The 23,593-nt window shown below is 61.2% G+C and carries 20 protein-coding genes and 1 pseudogene; 14 read left to right on the top strand and 7 right to left on the bottom strand.

The features are described from left to right. Positions 1-30 precede the first annotated feature (30 nt). Positions 31-1,365 (bottom strand): multiheme c-type cytochrome, encoded by a 1,335-nt coding sequence (locus tag Thiowin_RS21760; protein ID WP_328985062.1) that lies wholly within the window; start codon positions 1,363-1,365, stop codon positions 31-33. 441 nt (positions 1,366-1,806) lie between these two features. Here Thiowin_RS21760 and Thiowin_RS21755 point away from each other — a divergent pair, with 441 nt between their 5' ends. Continuing rightward, positions 1,807-3,372: a multiheme c-type cytochrome gene (locus Thiowin_RS21755; protein WP_328985061.1), complete on the top strand. Its 1,566-nt coding sequence runs from the start codon at positions 1,807-1,809 to the stop codon at positions 3,370-3,372. Further along, the gene (locus Thiowin_RS21750; RefSeq protein ID WP_328985060.1) at positions 3,365-3,994 is read left to right on the top strand and encodes a cytochrome c3 family protein; all 630 of its coding nucleotides are present in this window, start codon (positions 3,365-3,367) and stop codon (positions 3,992-3,994) included. The genes Thiowin_RS21755 and Thiowin_RS21750 overlap by 8 nt, the downstream gene beginning before the upstream one ends. Positions 3,995-4,117: 123 nt before the next feature. Here Thiowin_RS21750 and Thiowin_RS21745 read toward each other — a convergent pair whose 3' ends face one another. Further along, positions 4,118-4,339, bottom strand: a complete 222-nt coding sequence (locus tag Thiowin_RS21745) for a hypothetical protein (RefSeq protein WP_328985059.1) — start codon at positions 4,337-4,339, stop codon at positions 4,118-4,120. A gap of 120 nt (positions 4,340-4,459) precedes the next feature. Beyond that, positions 4,460-5,416 carry an acetyltransferase gene (locus Thiowin_RS21740; RefSeq protein WP_328985058.1) on the bottom strand — a complete coding sequence of 319 codons (957 nt, stop codon included), beginning with the start codon at positions 5,414-5,416 and terminating at the stop codon, positions 4,460-4,462. A gap of 200 nt (positions 5,417-5,616) precedes the next feature. Between Thiowin_RS21740 and ndk the strand changes: the two genes are divergently transcribed. The 8 genes and pseudogenes from ndk to der all read left to right on the top strand — a co-directional run bounded on the left by ndk (position 5,617) and on the right by der (position 13,930). Beyond that, on the top strand, positions 5,617-6,045 hold the full coding sequence (gene ndk / locus Thiowin_RS21735; RefSeq protein ID WP_328985057.1) for a nucleoside-diphosphate kinase: 429 nt from the start codon (positions 5,617-5,619) through the stop codon (positions 6,043-6,045). A 34-nt stretch (positions 6,046-6,079) separates the two neighbouring features. After that, a pseudogene (gene rlmN / locus Thiowin_RS21730) lies at positions 6,080-7,132 on the top strand (23S rRNA (adenine(2503)-C(2))-methyltransferase RlmN); the annotation flags it as partial. Positions 7,133-7,183: 51 nt separating this feature from the next. After that, a complete protein-coding gene (pilW, locus tag Thiowin_RS21725; RefSeq protein ID WP_408034243.1) occupies positions 7,184-7,909 on the top strand; it encodes a type IV pilus biogenesis/stability protein PilW in 726 nt (241 codons plus the stop codon). A 38-nt stretch (positions 7,910-7,947) separates the two neighbouring features. After that, the gene (locus Thiowin_RS21720) at positions 7,948-9,063 is read left to right on the top strand and encodes a RodZ domain-containing protein (protein WP_328985056.1); all 1,116 of its coding nucleotides are present in this window, start codon (positions 7,948-7,950) and stop codon (positions 9,061-9,063) included. Between the two features lie 42 nt (positions 9,064-9,105). Next, positions 9,106-10,422: a histidine--tRNA ligase gene (gene hisS / locus Thiowin_RS21715; RefSeq protein ID WP_328985055.1), complete on the top strand. Its 1,317-nt coding sequence runs from the start codon at positions 9,106-9,108 to the stop codon at positions 10,420-10,422. A gap of 46 nt (positions 10,423-10,468) precedes the next feature. Further along, entirely contained in the window at positions 10,469-11,194 is a 726-nt protein-coding gene (locus Thiowin_RS21710; protein ID WP_328985054.1) for a YfgM family protein, read from the top strand. A gap of 68 nt (positions 11,195-11,262) precedes the next feature. Then, positions 11,263-12,513, top strand: coding sequence for an outer membrane protein assembly factor BamB (bamB, locus tag Thiowin_RS21705; RefSeq protein ID WP_328985053.1), 1,251 nt, complete (start codon positions 11,263-11,265; stop codon positions 12,511-12,513). A 1-nt stretch (position 12,514) separates the two neighbouring features. Next, positions 12,515-13,930, top strand: a complete 1,416-nt coding sequence (gene der / locus Thiowin_RS21700) for a ribosome biogenesis GTPase Der (RefSeq protein ID WP_328985052.1) — start codon at positions 12,515-12,517, stop codon at positions 13,928-13,930. A 54-nt stretch (positions 13,931-13,984) separates the two neighbouring features. Here der and Thiowin_RS21695 read toward each other — a convergent pair whose 3' ends face one another. The 3 genes from Thiowin_RS21695 to Thiowin_RS21685 form a co-directional block, all read right to left on the bottom strand. Beyond that, positions 13,985-14,539 carry a DUF4124 domain-containing protein gene (locus Thiowin_RS21695; RefSeq protein ID WP_328985051.1) on the bottom strand — a complete coding sequence of 185 codons (555 nt, stop codon included), beginning with the start codon at positions 14,537-14,539 and terminating at the stop codon, positions 13,985-13,987. Between the two features lie 86 nt (positions 14,540-14,625). Continuing rightward, complete coding sequence (locus tag Thiowin_RS21690; protein WP_328985050.1) at positions 14,626-16,368, bottom strand: DEAD/DEAH box helicase; 1,743 nt, start codon at positions 16,366-16,368, stop codon at positions 14,626-14,628. 213 nt (positions 16,369-16,581) lie between these two features. After that, positions 16,582-17,859, bottom strand: coding sequence for an alpha-amylase family glycosyl hydrolase (locus Thiowin_RS21685; RefSeq protein ID WP_328985049.1), 1,278 nt, complete (start codon positions 17,857-17,859; stop codon positions 16,582-16,584). 333 nt (positions 17,860-18,192) lie between these two features. Between Thiowin_RS21685 and Thiowin_RS21680 the strand changes: the two genes are divergently transcribed. Further along, on the top strand, positions 18,193-19,308 hold the full coding sequence (locus Thiowin_RS21680) for an SAM-dependent methyltransferase (RefSeq protein WP_328985048.1): 1,116 nt from the start codon (positions 18,193-18,195) through the stop codon (positions 19,306-19,308). Between the two features lie 23 nt (positions 19,309-19,331). Then, positions 19,332-19,859, top strand: a complete 528-nt coding sequence (locus tag Thiowin_RS21675) for a hypothetical protein (protein ID WP_328985047.1) — start codon at positions 19,332-19,334, stop codon at positions 19,857-19,859. A gap of 42 nt (positions 19,860-19,901) precedes the next feature. On the opposite strand, the gene rimO is transcribed toward Thiowin_RS21675, so the two are convergent. Beyond that, positions 19,902-21,212 carry a 30S ribosomal protein S12 methylthiotransferase RimO gene (gene rimO / locus Thiowin_RS21670; protein ID WP_328988144.1) on the bottom strand — a complete coding sequence of 437 codons (1,311 nt, stop codon included), beginning with the start codon at positions 21,210-21,212 and terminating at the stop codon, positions 19,902-19,904. 275 nt (positions 21,213-21,487) lie between these two features. On the opposite strand from rimO, the gene ispH reads away from it, so the two are divergent. Beyond that, on the top strand, positions 21,488-22,450 hold the full coding sequence (gene ispH / locus Thiowin_RS21665; RefSeq protein WP_328985046.1) for a 4-hydroxy-3-methylbut-2-enyl diphosphate reductase: 963 nt from the start codon (positions 21,488-21,490) through the stop codon (positions 22,448-22,450). A 20-nt stretch (positions 22,451-22,470) separates the two neighbouring features. Beyond that, the gene (thiO, locus tag Thiowin_RS21660; RefSeq protein WP_328985045.1) at positions 22,471-23,562 is read left to right on the top strand and encodes a glycine oxidase ThiO; all 1,092 of its coding nucleotides are present in this window, start codon (positions 22,471-22,473) and stop codon (positions 23,560-23,562) included. Positions 23,563-23,593: the final 31 nt, after the last annotated feature.

Here is a 23,593-nt window from a genome sequence, read left to right as displayed (position 1 = left end):
CGCCCGGCAGGGCCGGGCGTTGGGTTGGGGCTAGTCCTCGCTGATCGGGTTTTCGGCCACGGCGATCAGGACCGGGTCGGTCAGTTCCTTGGGTAGGTGGGTGAATTTCTCAACCAGGACTGGCCAGAGCAGATTGTAGTAGAGCTCGCCCCGCACCAGGGCGACGGTCGTGGCGGGGATCTCGTAGACCAGTGTGCGCTCTTCGTGTGGTGCGAGCCGTGTGTCGTCACCAGGCTTGGTGGCGACCGGGGGCATGGCGGGCATGCCTTCATCGTCCTGCATCGAGTAGGAGAAGTACGCCTGGGGGTCATCCTTGCCGGGGTGTTCTTCGGCGTTTTCCCATACCACCGCGCCACTGTCATCATAAGCCGTCAGCTTGAGGTAGACGTTACGGAAAGGTGCGCCAGTGGGCATGGAATGCGGCAATTGATTCTTGATAAAAACGGTCGTCTTGAGGTTGTCGCCCTCGGTTTCGGTGTCAATATCGAAAATCAGTGCGCGCTTGAGCATGGCTGGATCATGGCCACCACCCATGGCGTGATTTGCCAGGCCGTCGGCAATGGGCATGTGGCAAGCGATGCAGTTGACCTCGGAGTCACTCTGCCGGTACTCATTGCCGGTCTGGCACAGAGGCACGCCATGGGGATTATTACGCTGATCATGGCAGCCCATGCAGGAGTCAGAGCTTTTCATCAGCTTGGGATTGCCGGCCATGGGCAGGGCCGGGATCTCCTTGCCCTCGAATTCCACCGGTTCACCCAAATGCGGGTTGGGCTTTTGCGAGTCAGCAGCGCCAACACCAGCGCCGCCGAAAAGGTCATCTCCACTGCTGGCCAGTTCGGCAAGCCTGTTATTCATGCCCGATGGTCCCTGCAGTACATCCGCGACTTCATAGGACTGCACGCCCAGTCGCAGTTTGCCGTCCGGACCCTCGATCCCTTTATAACTGGCAAGGGTGTGACAGGCAACGCAATTCACACCTTCTAGATAAGCAGGTTTGGCGTCAAGCTTGGTGGTCTTATCAAGCGCGGCATTGGGTGCGTGACATTGCAGGCAGATAGGGTATTTGCCCGACGCTTTATGCAGAACGCCTTCCTCGGTGGGGTCGCCGGCTTCCTGTTTATAGAAAGTGCCGTGAATAGGATCAGTCAATGCCGTGCTATTGGCATGCATTGAACCTTGCCATTGTTTATAGATGTCCTGATGGCAATTGGCGCATACCTCGGAAGACACGTGATGAATATTTTCCGCGCCATTGGAGTCTTCTTCCGCCACTAGACGGGCGCTCAGGCTGGCGCATGCCACGAAGGCAGCCGCCACGATAACCGCGCGTATTGTGCGGGATTGAAGTTGATTTGGAATCATGGGCCATCCTCCCGGTGGTCTCTTTACCGGCTGTAATTTGGAGAAGCACTGTGACCGAAATAAATTCGGTTGAGCCATCGCATAATGACACAGCAATGGTGCCGTGAAACATGGCGCAGGTCAATAAACCAGATTGCCAGCCACGCCGCTTCTTGTTGTAATCATGCGGGCTGTCATCAGAGAGGAAACCGGTCGCCTGCGCAATATGATTAGCGCTTAATTTTCTTAAATTAGAATATTCTAATTAATGCATTCCACAGCGGGATGGTCTTGATTTGAAGCATTCTTCATTTCAGCGCCTGCTCATCATTGCCAGAGATGCGTATCGTTCCGGCTCCCACCGCGGGCGGTCGCGGATACGCGGATCCCTTTGGAAAATTTTCTGCTGCAGCCAAGCTCACAATACATTGATGTTCATCCGGTAATTTGTAAGGTGCGCTCATGAAGCATCCGATTCTGTTGTTGGTCTTATGCGTGACGGGTGCCTTGGCTCAGGCGGCCAAGGTCGAATTGGACCCCAGTCATTGGGGTCATCCCGAGGGCGAGAACTGCGTCAGTTGTCACGCCAAGGCCTCGCCTGGACTTGCCGAGCAGTGGCGTGAGAGTGCTCACCAGCGCGCGGGGGTCAACTGTTTGGATTGCCATCAGGCTGACAGTGCCGATGTCGATGCCATCACCCACGAGGGACAGGTCATCGCGACCATCGTTTCACCCAAGGACTGCGGGCGTTGCCATCAGCAGGAGTTCGAGGAACAGGCCGGCTCGGTGCATGCCGAGGCTCACGCCATTATTAGCGAGCGGGTGCCGGCGCTGGCGCACAATCTGACCGGCGCGGCCATGCAGGCTGCTGGCTGCGATCAATGCCATGGTTCGCGTGTGAAGGTGCGTGGCGACGGTAGTCTGGATCCGACGACCTGGCCGAATTCCGGCATCGGGCGCATCAATCCGGATGGTTCCAAGGGCTCCTGTTCCTCCTGCCATGGGCGCCATGCCTTCTCCAAGGCGCAGGCGCGCGAGCCGGATGCCTGCGTGCGCTGCCACTCAGGGCCGGACTCTCCGGACAAAGAGGTCTTCGAGGCATCCAAGCATGGCATGATTTACAAAGCCAATCGCGAGGCGATGAATTTGGATGCCGATACCTGGATTGCCGGACAGGACTACAAGGCCGCGCCCACCTGTGTGACCTGTCACATGGGCGGCGCCGGCAAGATTCCATCCACTCACGATGTGGGCCTGCGCAACGCCTGGAGCCTGAACACCCCGGTTTCAGCGCGGCAATATCTGGTGGTGCTTGAGAGTGGCGAGAAACTCGAACTCCCGGCAGACCAGAAGCCGCCCAAACGTGGTAGCGAGTTGACCAAGGCCGATGGCGGCACTGGCAAGGTCAAGATGGTGGTGGGGCCAGACCGGCGGCGCCAGATTATGAGCATGGTGTGCCTGGAGTGCCACGGCAAGACCTTCACCGCCAGCTTCATGGATCAATTCGATGCGGTGGTGCAGCTTTACAACGGCAAGTTTGGCGAGCCGGCGGCCGCCATTATGAAGGGCCTGTATGAGCAGGGACTACTGACTCCGCTGCCCTTTGACGAGCCGCTGGAATTCATCTATTGGGAGCTGTGGCATGACGAGGGCGCGCGCGCGCGCCATGGCGCTGCCATGATGAGCCCCAATCACGCCTGGTGGGAAGGCATGTATCTGGTCGGGCGGAATTTTTACAGCCGCTTCCTGCCCGAGGCGCGCGCGGTGGCGGGGGGTGCGGCGGCCGAGTTGGTCGACTCGGTGTTGGCGAGGAGCGATCATCATCGCTGGCAGTCCAGTCCTGATGCGGCCAACCCCATCCTTGGCTGGTCACCGCCACCCAGGCTCGAGCCAGACACGAGCGAGCTTGAGGAAAGCGCGGATCCATCAGGTCAGTCACCGCGAGCCGGTGCTGAAGCCCAAGCTGTTGCTCCGATGACGGAGGCGGTGCCAGTCAGCCCAGCCAGCGAGGGTCGTGGTGATGATTAAGCTACGCGCTCCGCTCTTTATCACCCGTCATGTGCTTTTTGCGCTCGTGGCTGGCGGCCTCGGCGGCGTCGTGTTCATGTTCTTTTTGATCGAGTTCGACCACTTCACCAGCTCAAACGAGTTCTGCCTGTCTTGTCATTCCATGACCTACGCGGATGACTTCTACCGGCAATCCGTGCATTACAACTCTCCTTCGGGCGTGCGCGCGAGCTGCGGCGACTGCCATGTGTCAGAGGGTATCATCATGGCGACCTATGACCATGCCGTGGGCACCAAGGATCTCATCAAGCAGCTTTTTGGACCTGACTACGATGACCCGGTCATTAATACCCTGCATTTGCCCGAGGCGGCCTTCGCCGCGCGCGACTGGTTCCGCAAGCGTGACTCAGCCACCTGCAAGCGCTGTCATACTCAGGAGGCCATTCTGGGGACGCGGGCCAACACGGCGGCGATCCACCAGGAGGATGCCCAGGGCAAGACCTGCGTAGACTGCCACATCAATCTGGTGCATCGGCCGGTACCCGAGCGCCAGACCTTCAAGCGCGCCGCCTGGAATAGCATGGTCGAGGAGGAATTCGCGCTTGAACCCGGTGCGGCCGCGGCCTTGCTGGGCGAGCATTGAGGGCACGGGAGCGCATAAGCGCTCCCGTGCTAGTCCATCATTCCAGGGCATGGCTGTCGAACAAAGGCTGCGCAAAAAAATTGTTCGGCACCAGCCGGTGGGTCTGTGGTCAGCGCGGAGCGATCAGTGCTGGCACTCCTCGAGCCGGCGCGAGACGCCCGGAATCATGGCAACAAGAAAAATCCCCGCGAGTACCAGGCTAGCAGTCAGAACAAGAATCAGCGACGCATAGCTGGCCAGTATCACCAGTGGCGTACTCATCGCGATGCCGCCTAACAGGAGCCCGGCAAGCATGAGAGCGCCTGACAGGAGGACGGCTGCGCGCATACTGTTGCAATCGATCATGATCGCGCTCCTAAAAAGCTGTGAGCCGTTAAGTTAGTCTATAAGTATATTCTAATACAGTGGAGCGCTTTTTCAAGTTTTTACCGAGCGGCGGTGGATGGCAGAGGCCGAGGGGCGCGATCAGGTGAAAGCGGCATGGAAGGCAGCCAGGAATCGATCATAGTCGGATTCCGGCAGCGCGTTGATGCCAGCGGCGGCACTGCGCCCTCCGCCGGTGGGGAACTGACGGCAGAGCGCATCGGCGCCATCGGGGCGCTCGAGCGGGGCGCGCACACTGACCAAATAGCCGCCTTGCTCGAGTGCCGTTAGCAGGGCATGGGCGCGCCCTGGAGCTTGCTGGGCCAGTGCATTGCCAAGCACGCCGCTGACTCGGCGCGCCCAAGGCTCGTTTGGCAGCCGCAGCAGGCAGTGGCTTGGGGATTCGTGTTCGGGCGTTAGCGCCCGCGCCAGCGACATGTCCCGCGCGTAGCCGGCGCGCAGTTGGCTGAAAGCCTCATCGGCGGCGATGAACTCGCGCGGGTCGCGATAGGGCTGCAGGCGCCGAAAGAGCGCGTCGGGCGCAAAATGCAGGTCGCTGACCTGTGCCCCATAGCCGTTGTAGTTGAGCAAAATGCCAAGCTCACGCAATGCGTCGGTGTCTTGCTCGGACAGTCCAGCCGCGGTAGCCAGTCGCCGTGCTCTGGCATCGAAATTATCGCCAAAGGTGCCGACCAGCGCCCACGGGAGAAAGTGCCCGTCAAGCGCGGTATTCACCAGCAAACTGGTCCCCTGATCCGGGCAGGGATCGATATGCGCCTCGAGCCGGTCGTGGGTTGGAATTTCTCCGGCATAATGGTGGTCGAACCAGCGCACGGTGGCGCCGGCCGCGAGTACTCGCTCCAGATCCGTGCGGTTTTTATCCAGCGAGATATCGAGTACCGTGAGCCGATCGCCGGGAGCTGGCCGTACCTGCCCGAGCAAGGCTATATCGCGTTTGACGCCAGTGATTAGCTGGCTCGCACGGGGTTCGGCCAGACGCAGTTGCTGCAGGGCGCAGAGCCCGTCCGCATCGCCGTTGAAAAGATCATAATCGCTCATGGCCGCTTTTCCCGTTAGTGATTGCCAAATGGTCCAAGGCAAAAAACCTTGGATTGTCGCGAACCTGAGCGTCCTTGTCACCTCATCTCCTCGACATTTGCGCGCGACAGATGGATTTTCGGGCCACTTCCCGATTAGACTTGTGCGCTTGGATCACACTTTTTTGTTTCCAGGGCGCAAGCCCGCTTCAAGGAGTCAGCATGAGCGTCCAGCAAACCTTATCCATCATTAAGCCTAACGCGGTGGCAAAGAATGCCATCGGAGCCATTTGCGAGCGATTCGAGAAAGCCGGCTTGCGGATTGTCGCCGCTCGCATGTCGCACCTGACCCGCGAGCAGGCCACTGCCTTTTATGCCGTGCATCAAGGCAAGCCTTTTTTTGACGAGCTGGTTGGTTTCATGACCTCGGGTCCGGTGCTGGCCATGGCGCTTGAGGGCGAGGACGCCATCGCCCTTAACCGCGAGATCATGGGCGCCACCAACCCCGCTCAGGCCGCGCCTGGCACCATACGCGCGGACTTCGCCGACTCCTTTACTGAAAATGCGGTGCATGGCTCGGATGCGCCGGATACGGCCGCGACCGAGATTGCCTTTTTCTTCCCCGAAGGGGTTTGCCCGCGTACGCGCTGAGTTGATGGGTCAACCATTCCAGGATTCCTGCTTCATGACCACGGCTCAGTCCATCAATCCGCTAGAGCTTGACATCCACGGTTGCGAGCAGCTTGCCATCGCGCATGGCGGCAAGGCCTTTCATGGTCGCAATCTGTTTAAATGGATGCACAAGCTGGGTGTGCTGGACTTTTCCTGCATGACAGATTTGCCAGCGGCCATGCGCGCATCCCTGGGCCGCCAGTGTCGTTGCGACTTGCCTCGGGTCGCCTTGGAGCAGCCAGCACCCGATGGCACGGTCAAGTGGATACTTGAACTTACCGACGGGCAGCGGGTCGAGACCGTCTTCATTCCTGAAGGCAAGAGACGCACGCTATGTGTCTCATCCCAGGTTGGCTGCGCACTCGACTGTCGGTTCTGCGCGACCGCGCGTCAGGGCTTTAACCGCAATTTGACCCCGGGCGAAATTATCGGCCAGGTCTGGACCGCAACCCGGCGCATCGGTTTGGCGCCAACCAACGTGGTGCTCATGGGCATGGGCGAGCCCTTGGCCAATTTCGACGCCGTGGTGCAAGCCATGGCGGTGATGCGGCATGATTTGGCCTATATGTTGGCCAAGACCCGGGTGACTCTGTCCACCTCCGGAGTGGTCCCCAATATATACCGGCTAAAAGAGGTTGCCGACGTCTCCTTGGCGGTCTCACTGCATGCGCCGAATAACGCGCTGCGGGACCAACTGGTGCCGATCAATCGCAAATACCCGCTCGAGGAACTGGTGTCGGCCTGCAAGGTCTATGCCGGTGCGGATAAGCGCCGACGCATCACCTGGGAGTATGTCATGCTCGATGGCGTCAACGATAGTTTGGCGCACGCCAAGGCACTGATTCGCCTGCTTGAAGGCGTGCCTTCCAAGGTCAATCTCATCCCCTTTAATCCCTTTGCCGGGAGTGGTTTTGCCACCAGCCCGCCCGAGCGGGTCGATGCGTTTCGGCTGCGTCTGATTGGTGCTGGCCTGGTCACCACCACACGCAAGACGCGCGGCGATGGCATTGCCGCGGCGTGCGGCCAGCTTGTGGGGCGAGTCGAAAACCGACGGCGTGCTCTTCCCGTGGTCGGCGCCTTTCTGGCAGCGTCCGTGCTGAGCGCTGGTTGCACGACCATGCTGCCGGGCGGCGACGATGATGGTATCGATGATCATGATCTGCAGGTTGAACTTGGAACCGCAAAGGAAAGCCCCGCGGATCTCTATGTCAACATGGCCTCGGCTTATCTGCAGCGCGGCCAGATCGAGGCCGCGCTGACGCGCGCCAAGCAAGGGGTGCGCGAGGATCGCGGCAGCGCGCGCGCGCGCTATATGCTGGCTATTGTGTATCAGCGCATTGGCGAGCATGCGGAGGCCGAGAAGGAGTTTGGCAAGGCCGTTAAGATCGATCCGAAAAACCCTGATTACCGCAATGCCTGGGGCGTGGTACTGTGCAAGCAACAGCGCTATCAGGATGCGGAAGAACAGTTCCAGCAGGCCCTGAGCAAACCGCTCTACGCCAACCCGGAGGTAGCCCTGGCAAATGCCGCCGACTGCGCGCGGCGTGCGGGCGATGTGGTCGCGGCGGAGCGGTATTGGCGCCAGGCACTCGAGAAAAATCCACGATTCGGTCCGGCGCTACTGAACATGGCCAGCCAGGCCCTCGCCAATGGCGATGCCCAGGGTGCGCGCGGCTATATGAGTCGGTACGTGGCCGCGGGGAATGCGGCCACGGCCAATGCGCTGTTGCTCGCGGTGCGTATTGAGCGGGCGCTGGGCAACGATGCCGCCGCCAAGAAGCTTGAAGGATCCCTGCGACAGCGCTTCCCGGATGCACCCGAAATCATGGAACTTGCTCCCTAAAGACCACGACATTGAGAACCCTCTAGCGGCCTGAACCCATGCACAGCATTGACGAACCGACGCCCGCGCTCCATACCGATACCACTGATCCGTTGCACGATAGCCCCGGACGTCAGCTGCGCGTGGCGCGGGAAAGCAGCGGCCTGACCCTCACGCAGGTGGCGGCCGAGATGCATCTGTCCGTCGGCACCATTGAGGCGCTGGAGGATGATCACTATGACGGTTTGCCAAGCGAAGTCTTTATCATCGGCTATTTGCGCACCTATGCGCGCATCCTCGGACTTAATCCTGTCCCCTTGCTTGATCAATATCGACGCCAGCGGCCAGACGGCCGTTATCCGGCACTGCCCGTCGAGCGCGCGCAGGAAGGGGGGGGGCGGCCGTTTCAAATTCCGCTGATGCCGCTGCTCGGGTTGGTATTGTTGCTGGTGCTTGGCGGAGCGGTCTGGTTCGTGGCAGCACAGCTAGGTGGCGGCGCTTTTGTTGCTGATTTGTTTTCCCCGACGGACGAACAGGATAGCGCGGCTGTCACGCTGAGCGGCAGAGTCGCGCAGCCTGTTCTTCCGCGCCTTGCGGACGAGGCCGAGATGTCGGCATCTCTCAGGACGGAAGGCAGAGAATTGGATGAGGCGATGGTCGACGCGGCTACCGAGGAAGAGAACGCGCAGGCCGATACCTTGGATGCAGTGCCCGCGCCCGAAGAAGCCCCCCTGGAGTCCGGTGCGGAATCCAGTGGGGAAACCGGTGCGGAAACCGGTGCGCAATCTGGTGCGCCATCACGGGCTACAGTGCCCAGCGAGCAGAACCCAGCCAGTCTGATCGTCATTATTGATCGCGATGCGACTGATCCCGCTGCGAGCGAGAATGACGTGGCCGCCGAGAATGGCAATAGCGATGCATCCGCCGCCGCGGAAATCATCATGACCTTTAGCGGACCCTGTTGGGTTGATGTGCGCGATTCCACTGGCGAATACAAACTCTTTGGCGAAATGAACAAAGGCGATCGGCGGGTTCTCGGGGGACGGGGCCCTTACTCCATCATCCTAGGGAATGCGGCAGCTGTCGCGCTAACAGTGGACGGCAAGGAATTCGATGTGGAAGCCGTCGCGCGAGGCAATGTGGCCCGTTTCGAACTTGATCCCGCCACCCGCTGACTCCAGGGTTCCTGATTTCGTCTAGAGGCGAACAGCATTCACATGGTCGAACAGACTCGGGTTGCAATGCCCGCACAAGCACCGGCAAAGCCACCCGCGCAGCTAAAAGCCGTGCGCGGCATGCACGATATTCTTCCGGCGGATAGCGCCCGTTGGCAGTGGCTGGAGGGTTGCGCGCGCGACCTGCTCGCGGGTTACGGGTATCGGGAAATTCGCATGCCCCTGGTCGAGCAGACTGGGCTTTTTCGACGCTCCATCGGCGAAGTGACCGACATCGTCGAGAAGGAAATGTATAGCTTCGAGGATCGCGGCGGCGATCATCTCAGTCTGCGCCCCGAAGGCACCGCGAGCTGCGTGCGCGCGGCCATTGAGCATGGTCTGCTCGGTCAGCCACAGCGGCTGTGGTATGCCGGGCCCATGTTTCGGCGCGAGCGGCCGCAGCGAGGCCGGTATCGGCAATTTCACCAGATTGGCGTTGAGGTCTTCGGGCTGAGCGGCCCGGACATTGATCTCGAGCAGATTCTCCTCACGCGTCGGCTGTGGGAGGCGCTCGGGCTGACGGACCTCCATCTGGAACTCAACAGCCTGGGTGATCCAGCAGACCGTGTCCGTTACCGCGAGGATTTGGTCGCCTATCTCGACCAATATCGCGACGCGCTTGATGAGGATAGCCTGCGCCGTCTTGCGACCAACCCGCTGCGGGTGCTCGACAGCAAGAATCCGCTGCTGCGTGAACTGATTGACGCCGCGCCCAGCCTGCTCGATTACCTAGGCAGCGAGGCGCGTGCGCATTTTGACGCGCTTTGCCGCGGGCTCGAGGGTGCTGGGCTCGAGGTGCGCATCAATCCGCGACTGGTGCGCGGGTTGGATTACTACAACCGCACTGTCTTCGAGTGGGTCACCGATGCCCTGGGTGCTCAGGGGGCTGTTTGCGCCGGGGGGCGCTACGACGGACTGGTCGAGCAACTCGGCGGACGTGCCACGCCCGCTATTGGGTTTGCCATGGGGCTGGAGCGGTTGCTCGATCTGAGCGCGCCGAGTGCCGCGGATCTAAAAGACGCGCCAGACCTCTATCTGGTCGCGGTCGGTGAACAGGCCGAGGCACGGGCCGTGCTGGTGGCGGAGCAAGTGCGCGAGCAACTGCCTGGGGTGCGCTTGCTGTGCCATTGCGGTGGCGGAAGCTTCAAGAGTCAGTTCAAGAAAGCCGACCGCAGCGGCGCCCATTTTGCGCTGGTGCTGGGTGACGAGGAACTGGCCGGGGGGCAAGTCAGCGTTAAGCCGTTGCGCGGCGAGGGGGCGCAAGAGTCTGTCGCGCTTGCTGATTTGTCACGCAATCTGGCTGGGAAACTGGGCCTTTGATCGATTCGATCAATAGACAGGGTTATTTATACACAAGGATAAGACCGTGGTCGATTTGCAAACCGACGAAGAAAAAGCCGAAGCCATCAAAAAATGGTGGAAAGAAAACGGCCTTGCGGTGGTCTCCGGGGTGGTGATCGGACTGGCGGCCATCTTTGGCTGGCGTGCCTGGGTCGGCTATCAGGAGCAGCGCGGGCAGCAGGCATCGCTCGCCTTCGAGGAGCTGATGGTCACTGTGAGTCAGGTCTCGAACATGCCGCCGGCGCAGGGTGGCGTGGCATCCGAGTCCGATCCAGCGGAGCCGGGTGGATCAGCCGCGGGTCAGGCGCGCGATTCGCTGCTGAGCGTTGCCACCGAACAGCAGTCGCGCCTAAGCGAGAATCATGGGTCCACGGCCTACGAGTATTTCGGCCAGCTCGCCCTGGCCAAGGCACGGAATGACCAAAGCCAGAGCGCGGCGGCGGCCGAGGCACTGCGCGCGGCCATCGATCAGGCACCCACACCCTTGCTCAAGACGCTGGCCGGGCTACGTCTGGCGCGGGTGCTGATCGGGATCCAGGATTATGCAGCGGCTGGAGCCGTGATCGACCAGCACGATAACAATGAGAGTTTCGCGGCTGATTTCGCGGCTCTGCGTGGCGACATTGCCCTGGCCGAGGATCGCATTGAGGATGCCCGCGCCGCTTACCGGCAGGCGCTGGAAGGAGATGTCGCGGCCGCTGGTTTGATTGAACTGAAACTGCAGGATTTGCCCCCGCCGGCGGGTTCTTGAGGCCCTGTATCGGCCGGCGCTATTGGCCCGGGCGATACGCGATTGAACAACCGGCGCAGGAGACGGAGATGACAGCAACAAGCAACAGAGGACTGGACCCTGAGCGCCGCCTGCCGGGCGTGCTGATGCTGCTGGCGCTGGTCTCGGCTGTGAGCGGTTGCGGCATGGTGCCCTGGCTCGGGGGCGAGAAGGATCCGCGGCCGCCGACAGAGCTGGATAAGAAGTTCGTTCAACAACTCACGCCCAGCATTCTGTGGAAAACCCGTGTTGGCAAAGGTACCGATGGCCGCACGCTGAGTTTGGCGCCGCTGCCGCGCGATGATCGCCTTTATGTGGCCGATGCTCGCGGCCGGGTCGCGGCACTGTCGCAGCACGACGGTCGGGTGATCTGGGAACGCGATACCGCGCTGAGGCTGAGCGGCGGACCCGAGGTGGTTGGCGATTTGCTGGTTGTGGGTACCAGCGACGCGGAACTCATCGCCCTGTCCGCGCGCGATGGCCGTGAACGCTGGCGCGCCCAACTTGGTAGCGAGATCCTCTCCATCCCCCGCATCCTTGGCGAACGTGTGGTCGTGCATACGATCGACAACAGCGTCTATGCGCTCGCGGCCAGCGATGGCAAGCAACTGTGGCGCTATAACTACCCGGCACCCTTACTGACGCTGCACGGCAGCAGTTCGCCAACCATCGTCAACAACAATGTCATCGTGGGTATTGCCGGTGGGCGTCTAGTGAGTCTCGAGCTTGAGCGTGGCGCGCCCAATTGGGAGTTGACGATCACGCCGCCCAGCGGTCGCAGCGAGCTTGAGCGTGTTGTTGACCTGAACGTCGATCCGGTTGTGGTCGGGGATATCGCCTATGTGGCGACCTACAATGGCGATCTGGCAGCGGTGGACATCGTGACGGGCGCCGTGCTCTGGCGCCGCGAACTCTCCGCCCATGCCGGCCTGGCTGCTGACGAGGGCAGGCTATTTGTGACCGACTCATCCGACGTCCTCTGGGGTGCCACGACAACGGATGGCGCTGGCCTGTGGAAACAGGATGCGCTCAAATATCGGCGGCTGACGGCGCCGGCCATTGTGGGTGATCAGCTGGTGGTCGCTGATATCGACGGCTGGGTCCATTGGCTCGCCCTCGCTGACGGCCGCCTGCTGGCTCGCGAACGGGTGTCCAAGGACCGCATTGTGCATCGACCCGCGGTGGCGAATGGGCGTGTCTTTGTCTATGTCAATGATGGCACCGTCGCCGCCTTGACCGCGCGCGGTCAGGCGAGAGCAGTGTCTCCTGCTGGGCGCGCCGCTGGCGCGGCGTCGGATTGACATGCTGCCAGTCATCACCCTGGTTGGTCGCCCCAATGTTGGCAAATCAACCCTGTTCAATCGTCTGACCCGCAGTCGCCATGCGCTGGTTGCCGACTACCCCGGACTGACGCGTGACCGTCAGTATGGCGTCGGCCAACTCGGTCCCGGACCCTACATTCTGGTTGATACCGGCGGCTTGTCGGGCAGCTCCGATCCGCTGGACATGCTGACCGAGCGCCAGGTCCGCCTTGCCATTGCCGAGGCTGACCATCTGCTGTTTCTGGTCGATGCGCGCGACGGCTGCGTGACCGGCGATTTTGATATCGCGGCCGAACTGCGCCGCACTGGCAAACCCCTGACCCTGGTGGTCAACAAGGTCGACCGCCTCGATGCCAACCAGGTGCTGCTAGAGTTTCATGCCCTGGGACTCGGCGATCCGCTGCCCATCGCGGCCAGCCATGGGCGCGGTCTGAATACCTTGCTTGAGCGCATCTTCGCGGCCTTGCCGCAAGTGGACGCGGGAGCCGAGGGTGCCGATACGACTGGTGCGGAGGCGGGCAAGGGCATCCAGATCGCCGTCGTTGGGCGACCCAATGCCGGCAAGTCAACGCTGATCAATCGCCTGCTGGGTGAGGAACGTGTGGTGACCAGCGACACGCCAGGCACCACGCGCGATAGTCTGTTTATTCCCTTTCAGGTTGATGGGCGGGATTATACGCTGATTGATACCGCTGGCATGCGGCGCCGTGCCAGAGTCACTGAGATGATCGAAAAATTCAGCGTTATCAAGGCGATGCAGGCCATTGATGCGTGTAATGTGGCTATTTTGGTAGTGGACGCCCGGGCCGGCATTGGAGAGCAGGACGCGACCCTGGCCTCCCATGTGATCGACAGTGGGCGCGCGCTGGTGGTTGCCGTGAATAAATGGGACGGCCTGAGCGCGGACGAGCGGACCAAGATTAAGGACAGCTACGAACGCAAGCTCGCCTTTCTGGAGTTTGCCGAGCGTTTTCAGATTTCCGCGCTGCATGGCTCGAGCGTGGGTTTGTTGCTCGATGCTGCCGAGCGTGCTTACAGCAGCGCGATTCGCGATCTGCCCACACCCCTGCTCACACGGCTGCTGGCCGATCTGGTTAGCGAGCATCAACCGCCGCTGGTGCATGGCCGGCGCATCAAGCTGCGTTATGCCCATCAGGGCGGTCGCAATCCGCCGGTGATTGTGATCCATGGTAACCAGGTGGACGCGGTGCCCGATGCTTATAGGCGCTACCTGATGAACCGTTTTCGCAAGGAACTCGGGCTCCATGGAACCCCGTTGCGGCTTGAGTTCAAAACTGGCAGCAATCCCTTTGCCGGCAAACGCAATACGCTCACCCCGCGTCAGCAGCGCCAGCGCGAGCGCCTAAAGCGTTTTGTGAATCGGCGCGGACGCTAAAAGGCTGGCGGCTATGCTCGCGCCCACCATGCCGATACTCAGCTTGACGCCCGGCTAGTCCCGTTCACTCCGACTGGGGGTGCTGTGCTGATAGTTGTCGGGTCTTTTGTACAGATCCCCGCCGCCGGCGCTCTGACGTCCGCGTTGCTGGGCCTCGAGCAGTTCGCGCTTGGCCTCCTCGACCTTCTTGCGTTGCTCTGGGGTTAGGCGGCGGTCGTTGACAAGCAGTTGGTTCCATTGTTCGGCAGCAGGGGATGCGTCCGATTCCGACGGAGATTTGGATGTGTTACCCGATTCCTCTTGTCCGGTCTCGGCCTCGCGCGCACTCTGGCGCTGCTGCTCGTAAGCATCGGCCGCTTGTTGCATGTCGCGCACACGAGCCTCGGCCGCCTGACGGTCGGCTTCGCTCGGTCCGGGCTGCAACTCAATGCTCTCGATACTGCGCACATCCTCGCCCGCTGGTGGCTCGGCGGAAAAGCTGACACGCCCCTGCGCATCGACACTGCGATAAACCTGTTGTTGCGCCGCGGCGGGCATCGCGAGCGCGATGGTGCCGGCGAGAATCAGCGCGAGACTTTGGGCGAAGAAGCACCCGGGATCATGCGACATGACAAGGTTCCATGCGTTATTGGATGAAGGTTGCCGGAGTCTAGCGCAAAGGTCTTGTTGGGTTAAGCCATCACGGCCAACGCGTGCTAGCGCCCGCGCGGAGACTGATGCCTTTTGCCTGGGCGGGGGCGGCTGGGAGGTTCCTCGGATGGGCGAATGCGCAGCGCCTGACCACAGACATAGACCCGTTGCAGGTGCTGAAAAATCTCCTTTGGCATGCCGGGTGGCAGATCGACAATGGAATAGTCGTCGCGGATGTCGATGCGACCAATGCGTCGGCCGTCAAGACCGGCTTCGTTGGCGATGGCGCCGACGATTTCGCGCGGAGTGACGCCATGGGCGTGACCCACTTCAATGCGGTAACTCGCGAGCTGTTGGTCTTGCTCGCGGCGCGGCGGTCGCTCGCCACGTCCGCGCGGTCCGTCGCGATCTGGCCGACCCCCGCGCTCCCGCTCGGCGCCCGGCGGCGGACTCAAGCGTTTTTCCTCCACCTCCAGTGGGCGCTCGCGCTGTAGCATAAAGCACAGAGCAGCCGCCATATCCACGGGGTCCAGTTCCTGCTCCTTGCTCAGGCGCGCGACCAGGCGGTAGAAGAAGTCCAGATCCTGGTCACTGAGGGTGCTGCGCAGATCCTGGGTGAAGCGTTCGATGCGCGATGCGCTGAGCGCGGCGGCCGAGGGCGGTTCCATGGCTGGAATGTTGCGGCGAATGGTGCGCTCAATGGCGCGCAGCAGGCTGCGTTCGCGCGGCTCGACCAAAAGAATGGCGCGCCCGGTGCGCCCGGCCCGTCCGGTGCGGCCGATGCGATGCACATAGGATGCCGGGTCGGTGGGAATGTCGTAGTTGATCACATGGCTCAGGCGCTCGACATCCAGCCCGCGCGCGGCCACGTCCGTGGCGATCAGAATATCCAGCTGGCCGTCTTTCAGGCGACCGATGGTGCGCTCGCGCAGCTCTTGGTTCATGTCCCCATTGAGTGCCTCGGCGGCAAAGCCGTGGGCTTTGAGCTTATCGGCCAGCTCGGTGGTGGCATTCTTGGTGCGAACAAAAATCACCATGCCGTCGAATGACTCTAGCTCCAGCAGCCTGGTCAGAGCGTCGAGCTTGTGCCCGCGCGCGACCACGCAGTGGTGCTGATCGATAGTGTCGACCGTTTCGGCCGATGCGCGCACCCGTACCTCGACGGGATCTTTGAGTCGCACCCGCGCGACCCGCTTGATCGCTTCCGGCATGGTGGCGGAAAAGAGCGCGACCTGCCGTTGTTCCGGGCAGTGCTCGAAGATCCAGTCGATATCCTCGGCAAATCCCATGTTGAGCATTTCGTCGGCTTCGTCGAGCACCATGGCGCGCAAGCCATCAAGTGACAGATTGCCGCGGCGCATGTGGTCCATGACACGACCGGGCGTGCCGACGATCACCTGAGGGCCGCGCTTGAGCTGGCGGATTTGCAGGCTGTAGCTCTGCCCGCCATAGATGGGCAGAATGTGAAAATCCTTGAGCTGGGAGGCGTAGTCCTGAAAGGCCTCGGCCACCTGCAGGGCCAATTCGCGTGTCGGCGTCAGTACTAGCAGTTGCGGCAGCTCCTGGCCCCGCTCCATGCGGCAGAGTAATGGCAAGGCAAAGGCCGCCGTCTTGCCCGTGCCGGTCTGGGCCTGGCCGAGCAAATCCTGCCCCTTGAGCAGGTGCGGGATGCATTGCGCCTGGATGGGGGTGGGCGTTTCGTAGCCCAGGGTGGCGACGGCACGAAACACGGGCTCGCACAGGCCAAGCTGCGCGAAGGTCAGCATCGGCTCTTCAACAGAAGTATCCAGAACAGGGTCGTGATCCATGGGGCACTCGTTCTCGGTCGACCCCGCGGCGGAAATGCCAGCGGGGCTAAGTTTCAAGCATAGTTCAAGGGCGCGCATCGGACATTGCGAATCGGACATTACGAATTGGCCGGGCTGGCCGGGTCCGCGCCGAAAAAGGTCCGCCGAAACAAATCTAGGTTCTCGTGTCTAGGTTCTTGTGTGCGCTTTAGGGTGAACATCATCAGACGCGGACTAAGGGCGCTTGTTCCCCTCGGTCGTCAATACCCGCGCCACCCCGGGGCCCAGGTCAAACTCAAAGGGTGTGGGCAGATAATCCATGGGCCAGTCGGGAGAAAGGTCGTGCAACGGTGGTGGGGCGTCAATCAGGGCGTAGAGGTCATCGATGTGTAAATACTGATGACCATGCGGGTCTTTGTTCAGAATCAGCAGCGCCTGGTCGCAGCCCTTCGCGGCTTTCTTGCGCAGAATCAGGATTGCTTCGTTGGGATGCGGGATCTGCTCGATTGGCCCCTCGCTGCCGAACACCGAGCTGCCCTGCTTGATGCCATTGACCTGGGTGATGAAATCCGTCAGATCGATAGTGGGTTCTTCCCAATCCTTCGGCCGCGTGTTGACCACATGCAGGCGTTTGCGGAAGCCGTACTCGAAGCCCATGGGCATCATGAGATGGCTTGAAAACAGGGCCGCGAACAGATAGCGCTGGCGCATGGCATCAAGGTTGCCGCCAGTCTCGCTGAACAAACGCTCGGTGTCGTGGCTTTCCGGAAAGCTGATGGACCCCAGTAGGGAGCGGGTGAGCGCATACTGAGTGAGCAACCAGGGACTGGTGAAATCCCACCATTTGGCGCTGTTGTAAATGGCATCGAAGCCCGCCGCGGCGGTGCTTTTGGTCTGCTTGGGTGAGCAACCGAGGGTTTCCGCCACGAAGACGATATCCGGGTGCTTGGCGCGACAACGGCTAATTAAGCTCTGCCAGAACTCAGCCGGAAGCTGGTAGGCCGCATCGCAGCGAAAGCCGCGAAAACCAAGATCCGCCAGATGCTCGACCACGCTGACAAAGTACGCGAGCATGCCGTCTTTGTCGGTGGATTTGCGGTGATCGAATTGCGCCAGATCCTCCCAGATCACCTTGCTGCCGTCGGGCTCGACACAAAAGGGATTGGTGGGTTTGCCGCGTTTCATCACGAACCATTCGGGATGCTCTTGGACCAGCGGGCTGTCGATGGCGCAGTGATTAATCACCAGGTCGGTCATCATGCTCAGCCCAAGCTTTTCGGCGGCCGTGCAGGCAGCGCGCAGCTGTTTCTGGCTGGAGCTGCTGCCAGGACCAACAAATGCCTGGTTGATGCCAAAATAATCGCTGATGGAGTAAAGGCTGCCAGAGTCGCCCAGCGCCTGGACTGGATTGACGAAAATCCAGTCAAAGCCCATGGCGGCGGCACGTTTGAAATGTGGCGTCCAGTCCGGGAAAGGCCCGGCGAGCAGCGGAAACAGGTTATAGATGATCATTGGCGCGTGAAGCTCGATGAGGCGCGGATTGCCGCGCGGTTGGGGATGCGATTGGGGATGCGATTGGAGTGAACTGTTGTCATGCGACTGGCCCTCTGGCTGGGTGCCAAAGGCTTGGATTCCCGCACGCTTGGCACTCTAGCGAAGGGCTCGGCTTGTCGCAATGATACCCTTGATCCTGGCAACCCCAAGTGGGTCAATGGTGAGTGGGAGGCCTTGCATCGGGACCAGCCCAACTTGGGAATCAGGCTGTCCGCACCGATGTTGCCGACAGATCTCAAACCGTCTCGCTAGCCCAATTAGCCAGGAGTCATGATGTCCGGTATTTATAACATGTTAATCAACACAGCGGTCCTTCTGGCGGAACGCGGCAACTTGCCCGATGCCCTGGTGCGTGCTGGTATTCGCATGCGGCTGCGCGATACGCTCAGGGAGCTGCCAGTGGCCGACTGCGAGGCCGCCATGACCTCCGAACGGGATTTTCTCGCCATGATGCGGGCCTCACCCATTGCTGCGGTGCCGGAACGTGCGAATGCGCAGCACTACGAGGTGCCGGCGGAGTTCTTCGAGCTCATGCTGGGGTCGCGCCGTAAATACAGCTGCTGCCATTGGCCCGATGGCATCGATACCCTGGATCAGGCGGAAGAGGCGGCGCTGCGGCTGACCGCCGAGCGCGCCGGTATTGCCGAGGGCCAGCGGGTGCTGGAGCTGGGTTGCGGCTGGGGCTCCTTCAGCCTGTGGGCCGCAAGCCATTTTCCAGGCAGCGAGTTCGTTGCCGTTTCCAATTCCCATTCCCAAAAAGCCTTTATCGATGCCGATGCCGCGCGCGCGGGCGTGACCAATTTGCGCGTGCTGACAGCCGACATGAATGACTTTCAGGCCCCGGGCCAGTTCGACCGCATCGTCTCCATTGAAATGTTCGAGCACATGCGCAACTGGTATCTGCTGTTCGAGCGCTTGCATGGCTGGTTGCTTCCTGGTGGGCGATTTTTCATGCACATTTTCTGTCATCGCGCGCATCCTTATCCTTACGAAGACCAGGGTGGTGACGATTGGATGACGCGCTTTTTCTTTGCCGGCGGCATCATGCCGCATGATGCGCTGCCGCCGCGGTTTCAGCAGCATCTGCGCCTTCTTGACCACTGGCGTTGGGATGGACGCCATTACGCGCGCACACTCAATGCCTGGCTTGCGCGCTTGGATGAGAACCGGGCGCGAGCGATGCCCATCCTCGAACGCGTCTATGGTGGCGATCCAGCCAGCGATCATTCCGCGCGCGCCGCTGCCCTGTGGTGGATGCGCTGGCGACTGTTTTTAATGGCCTGCGCCGAACTTTTCGGGTTCGGTGCGGGGCAGGAATGGTGGGTCGGGCATTATTTGTTCGAGCGTCCAACAAGCGAAAACTACCCCCAAGGGCAGGTGCGCGGTTATAGTGCGCCGACGCAATGACTGGATAACACAAGGGATTCGCAATGAAGGCTCTGACGATGACGCTTGGCTTGGCGGTGGCGGCAATGGCCGGTTGCGCGCAATCGCCCCAGACAATCGACTACGACCTGGTGACCACGAACATCAAGCCCTATGAGTATGGCGAGGTGTTGTGCCACAGTGTGCCCATGGATGTGCGCCATACCTGTATCACGCGCGCCATGCGGCACTATCGCGAGCGGGTGCGTATCGATGGGCCGCCCGCGGAGGCCACGCAAGGGCCCTTCGCCATGGTGTTCTCGGACGGTGATTTTTACGCCGGGCGCTATACCTCGGACCCCTTTGCCTTGGCTTTTACCGTGCGTAATGCGAGCGCTCAGCAATGCCGTGGCCGCTACAATGCTTTCTTCGGGGATAACATGCCAATTTTCAAGATTCACTGCGATGGTGGTGTCTCCGGGCAGGGCAATGTCATTCTCGACCTGGGCGGGCGCAACGGTCTTGGCAAGTTCAAGTTGGAGGATGGTCGAGACGGGCGCATTGCCTTTGGCTATGCGGCGGTTGATCTGTGACCGCAAGCTGTTGTTGCCCTCTTGCCTTGCGCATTGGGTCTATCAACGCACCTCATAATCCGCCGGTTCGCCCACCAAGTCGTGCTCTCGGCTCTCGGTGATGCGCGCCATGATGAAATCACCGGGTGCAACATCCCAGACACCGGGAATGATCACCTCGCCGTCAATCTCTGGCGCGTCGGCGTGGCCGCGGGCGATGCAGCGGTCGGGTTCGACCCGATCAATCATGACCAGCAGTTCCTGACCGACGCGGTTTTTGAGTTTGGCGCGGCTGATTCTGGCCTGATGCGTCATGAATTGCGCGAGCCGTTCCTGCTTGACGCTCTCTGGCACCTGATCAGGGAGCGCATTGGCCGCGGCGCCGCTCACTGGCGAGTAGGCGAAGCAACCCACCCGGTCAAGCTGCGCCTCGGTTAGGAAGCCAAGCAGTTGCTCGAACTCCGCCTCTGTTTCTCCAGGAAAACCCACGATAAAAGTACTGCGAATGGCCAGTGCCGGGCATTGCTCGCGCCAGCTTGCCAGTTTCTCGAGTATCCGCTCGGTCGCGGCCGGGCGGCGCATCGCGCGCAGAATGGCGGGGCTTGCATGCTGCAGCGGCATGTCCAGATAAGGCAGAATCAACTCCTGCGTCATCAGCGGAATGAGTTGGTCGACCGAAGGGTAGGGGTAAACATAGTGCAGGCGCACCCAGGGTGCGATCTCCCCCAGCACCTGCGCAAGGGAACCGAGATCGGTGCGCAACGGGCGGCCGCGCCAAAAGTCCAACTTATGGTTCTGATCGCGGCCGTAAGCGCTGGTATCCTGGGAGATCACCAGAAGCTCACGCACGCCTTGTTCGACCAGCCGATTGGCTTCCTCGAGCACCTCGCCAATGGCTCGGCTGCGCAAGGGACCGCGCAGATGCGGGATCACACAGAAACTGCAGCGGTGATCGCAACCCTCGGAAATCTTGATGTAAGCCGTGTGCGCTGGGGTTAACTTCACGCCCTGCGGCGGTATCAGGCGATCAAAGGGGTGTTTCGGTGGCGGCAGGTGGCGGTGCACCGCGGCCATGACCTGGTTGTCGCGCTCTGGCCCGGTGATGGCAAGTAACTCCGGGTAGGCCTCGCGGATGATTTCCTCGCGCACGCCCAGGCAACCGGTCACAATGACTTTGCCGCTGGCCCTGAGGGCTTCTCCGATGGTGTCGAGCGATTCAGTGACCGCGTCCTCAATAAAGCCGCAGGTGTTAACGATAATCAGATCGGCCGAGGGATAGTCCGGGGCGATGCGGTAACCATCAACACGCAATCGTGTCAGCAGGCGTTCCGAATCCACGGTCGCTTTTGGGCATCCCAGACTGATAAAACCGATGCTTGGAATGAAGTCGCTCAAGATAATGGGGCTCCGGCGTTCTTGCGTCGGGTCAAACTATAGCGTTTCCGTCGGATTTTGTCTTGATAGGCGTGGGATTTCCGGTAGGATTGACCATCAGACAGAGTTGCCCGATGCGTTCAAGCAAAGTATTCACTGATATGTCTTCCCCAGCTTCCGCCCCCATTTCTGCTCACATTTCTGGTTTGGCGTCTTCCTCGGCAGCGTCGCCGGAATCCGCGCAAGCTTCCTCTGTGACTTCCTCTGCAGCCCTCATGGAGATCCTCCTCGCCAACCCGCGTGGCTTTTGTGCTGGCGTCGATCGCGCCATCGAGATTGTCGAGCGGGTTCTCCGGCTGCATGGCGCGCCACTCTATGTGCGCCATGAGGTGGTCCACAATCGCTACATTGTCGAGTCGCTGAAAAAACGCGGTGTCATCTTCATTGAGGATGTTGCCGAGGTGCCAGCAGGTGCTGTGTGCGTTTTCAGTGCTCATGGGGTTGCCCTGGATGTGCGCCGCCAGGCCGAGGAACGCGGACTGCGGGTCTATGACGCGACTTGCCCACTGGTAACCAAAGTCCATCTCGAAGTGGCGCGCCATTGTCGCGAGGGCGCCGATGTCGTGCTGATCGGCCATCGTGGTCATCCCGAGGTCGAGGGCACCCTGGGGCAATGCCAGGATGGCGAGGGCCGGGTGCGACTGATCGAATCGGTCGCGGACATTGATGCGCTCGAGGTGCGCGACCCGGATAAGGTCTGCTACGTCACCCAGACCACCCTGTCGGTCGATGACAGCGCCGCGATGATCGAGGCGCTGAAAGCCCGCTTCCCCAACCTCAAGGGACCAAAAAAGAGCGACATCTGCTATGCCACCCAAAACCGCCAGGATGCGGTGCGCAAGCTGGCGGCGGACGCGGATCTGATGCTGGTGGTTGGCTCGGTGACCAGCTCCAATTCCAATCGGCTGCGCGAGCTGGCCGAGAAGCAGGGTATCCCGGCCTATCTGATCGACGGGGCCGAGGATATTGACCCCGAGTGGTTGGTTGGTCGCGCGCGGGTGGCGGTCACGGCCGGGGCCTCGGCGCCCGAGCTTCTGGTGCGCCAGGTCATCGACCATTTGCGGCAACAGGGCGCGGGAGAGGTCAGGGAATGCAGCGGCGTGCCAGAGGAGGTGGTGTTCGCCTTGCCCAAATCCCTGGCCGCGGGCAATGATGTGGGCCAGTCCCAGATGCAATAACCGAGAAACGAAAGTAGACGATGAGCGATTACTTGATTGTCGGCGGCGGCGTTATTGGCCTGCTGACCGCCCATGAACTGGCCAAGACAGGCGCCTCCGTGACCTTGGTCGAGATGAGCGCCACCGGGCGCCAATCCTCCTGGGCCGGAGGCGGCATTCTGCAGCCCCTGTACCCATGGCATCATCCGGGCGCGGTCAATACGCTGGCGCTTTGGAGTCAGGCGTATTACCCCGAGCTCATGCTGGAACTGCTTGAGGCGACAGGTATTGATCCGGAATATCGCGCGTCCGGGCTGATGATTCTGGACGCCGAGGAACGCGATCTGGCCTTGGCCTGGGGCGAACGCCATCAAGTGCCGGTCGAGCTGCTTGATCGCACTCAGGTGGCGGCGGCCGAACCAAACCTGGGTTTGCGCCTGGATAATGCGCTGTGGATGCCGGATGTGGCGCAGGTGCGCAACCCGCGGCTCATGCGCTCGTTGCGTGCCGCGCTCGATAAAAGAGTGCGGATCCGCGAGCACGAGGAAGTCATGGATTTGCGCGTGGAGCAGGGGCGGGTGATAGGTGTGCGTACTACTTCGGAACAGCTGGCCGCGGAGCGGGTGGTGGTGTGCGCTGGCGCCTGGACGGCGCAGTTACTTGAGCGTCTTGGCGCGGTCCCAAAGATCCGCCCGGTGCGTGGGCAGATCATGCTGTTTTTTGCCAAGCCAGATCAAATCCGGCAGCTGACCCTCTATCGCGAACACTACATCATCCCACGCCAGGATGGTCGGGTGCTCATTGGCAGCACGCACGCGGAGGATGCCGGTTTCAGTAAGACCACCACCAGTCAAGCCAAGGAAGACCTCTATCGCTTTGCCGTGGAGCTCTATCCCCTGCTCAAACGTGCCCCGATTGAAGACCACTGGGCCGGCTTGCGTCCGGGCTCGCCCAAGGGCGTGCCCTACATCGGCGCCTACCCCGGTGTGGAGAATCTATTCGTCAATGCCGGGCACTTCAGTAACGGTCTGGTCACCGGGCCGGCCTCGGCGCGCCTGATCAGCGATCTCATGCTTGGCCGCCCGCCCATCGTGCCACCCGAGTCCTACGCCTTGGAGACGCCGCGCGAGTGAATACGCGGGCGCTCCGCCGCTCCTGTCGCAG

Origin of the sequence: Thiorhodovibrio winogradskyi, assembly GCF_036208045.1 — a bacterium.
Classification (GTDB): domain Bacteria; phylum Pseudomonadota; class Gammaproteobacteria; order Chromatiales; family Chromatiaceae; genus Thiorhodovibrio; species Thiorhodovibrio winogradskyi.
This window is presented reverse-complemented; position numbering and strand designations above follow the sequence as displayed.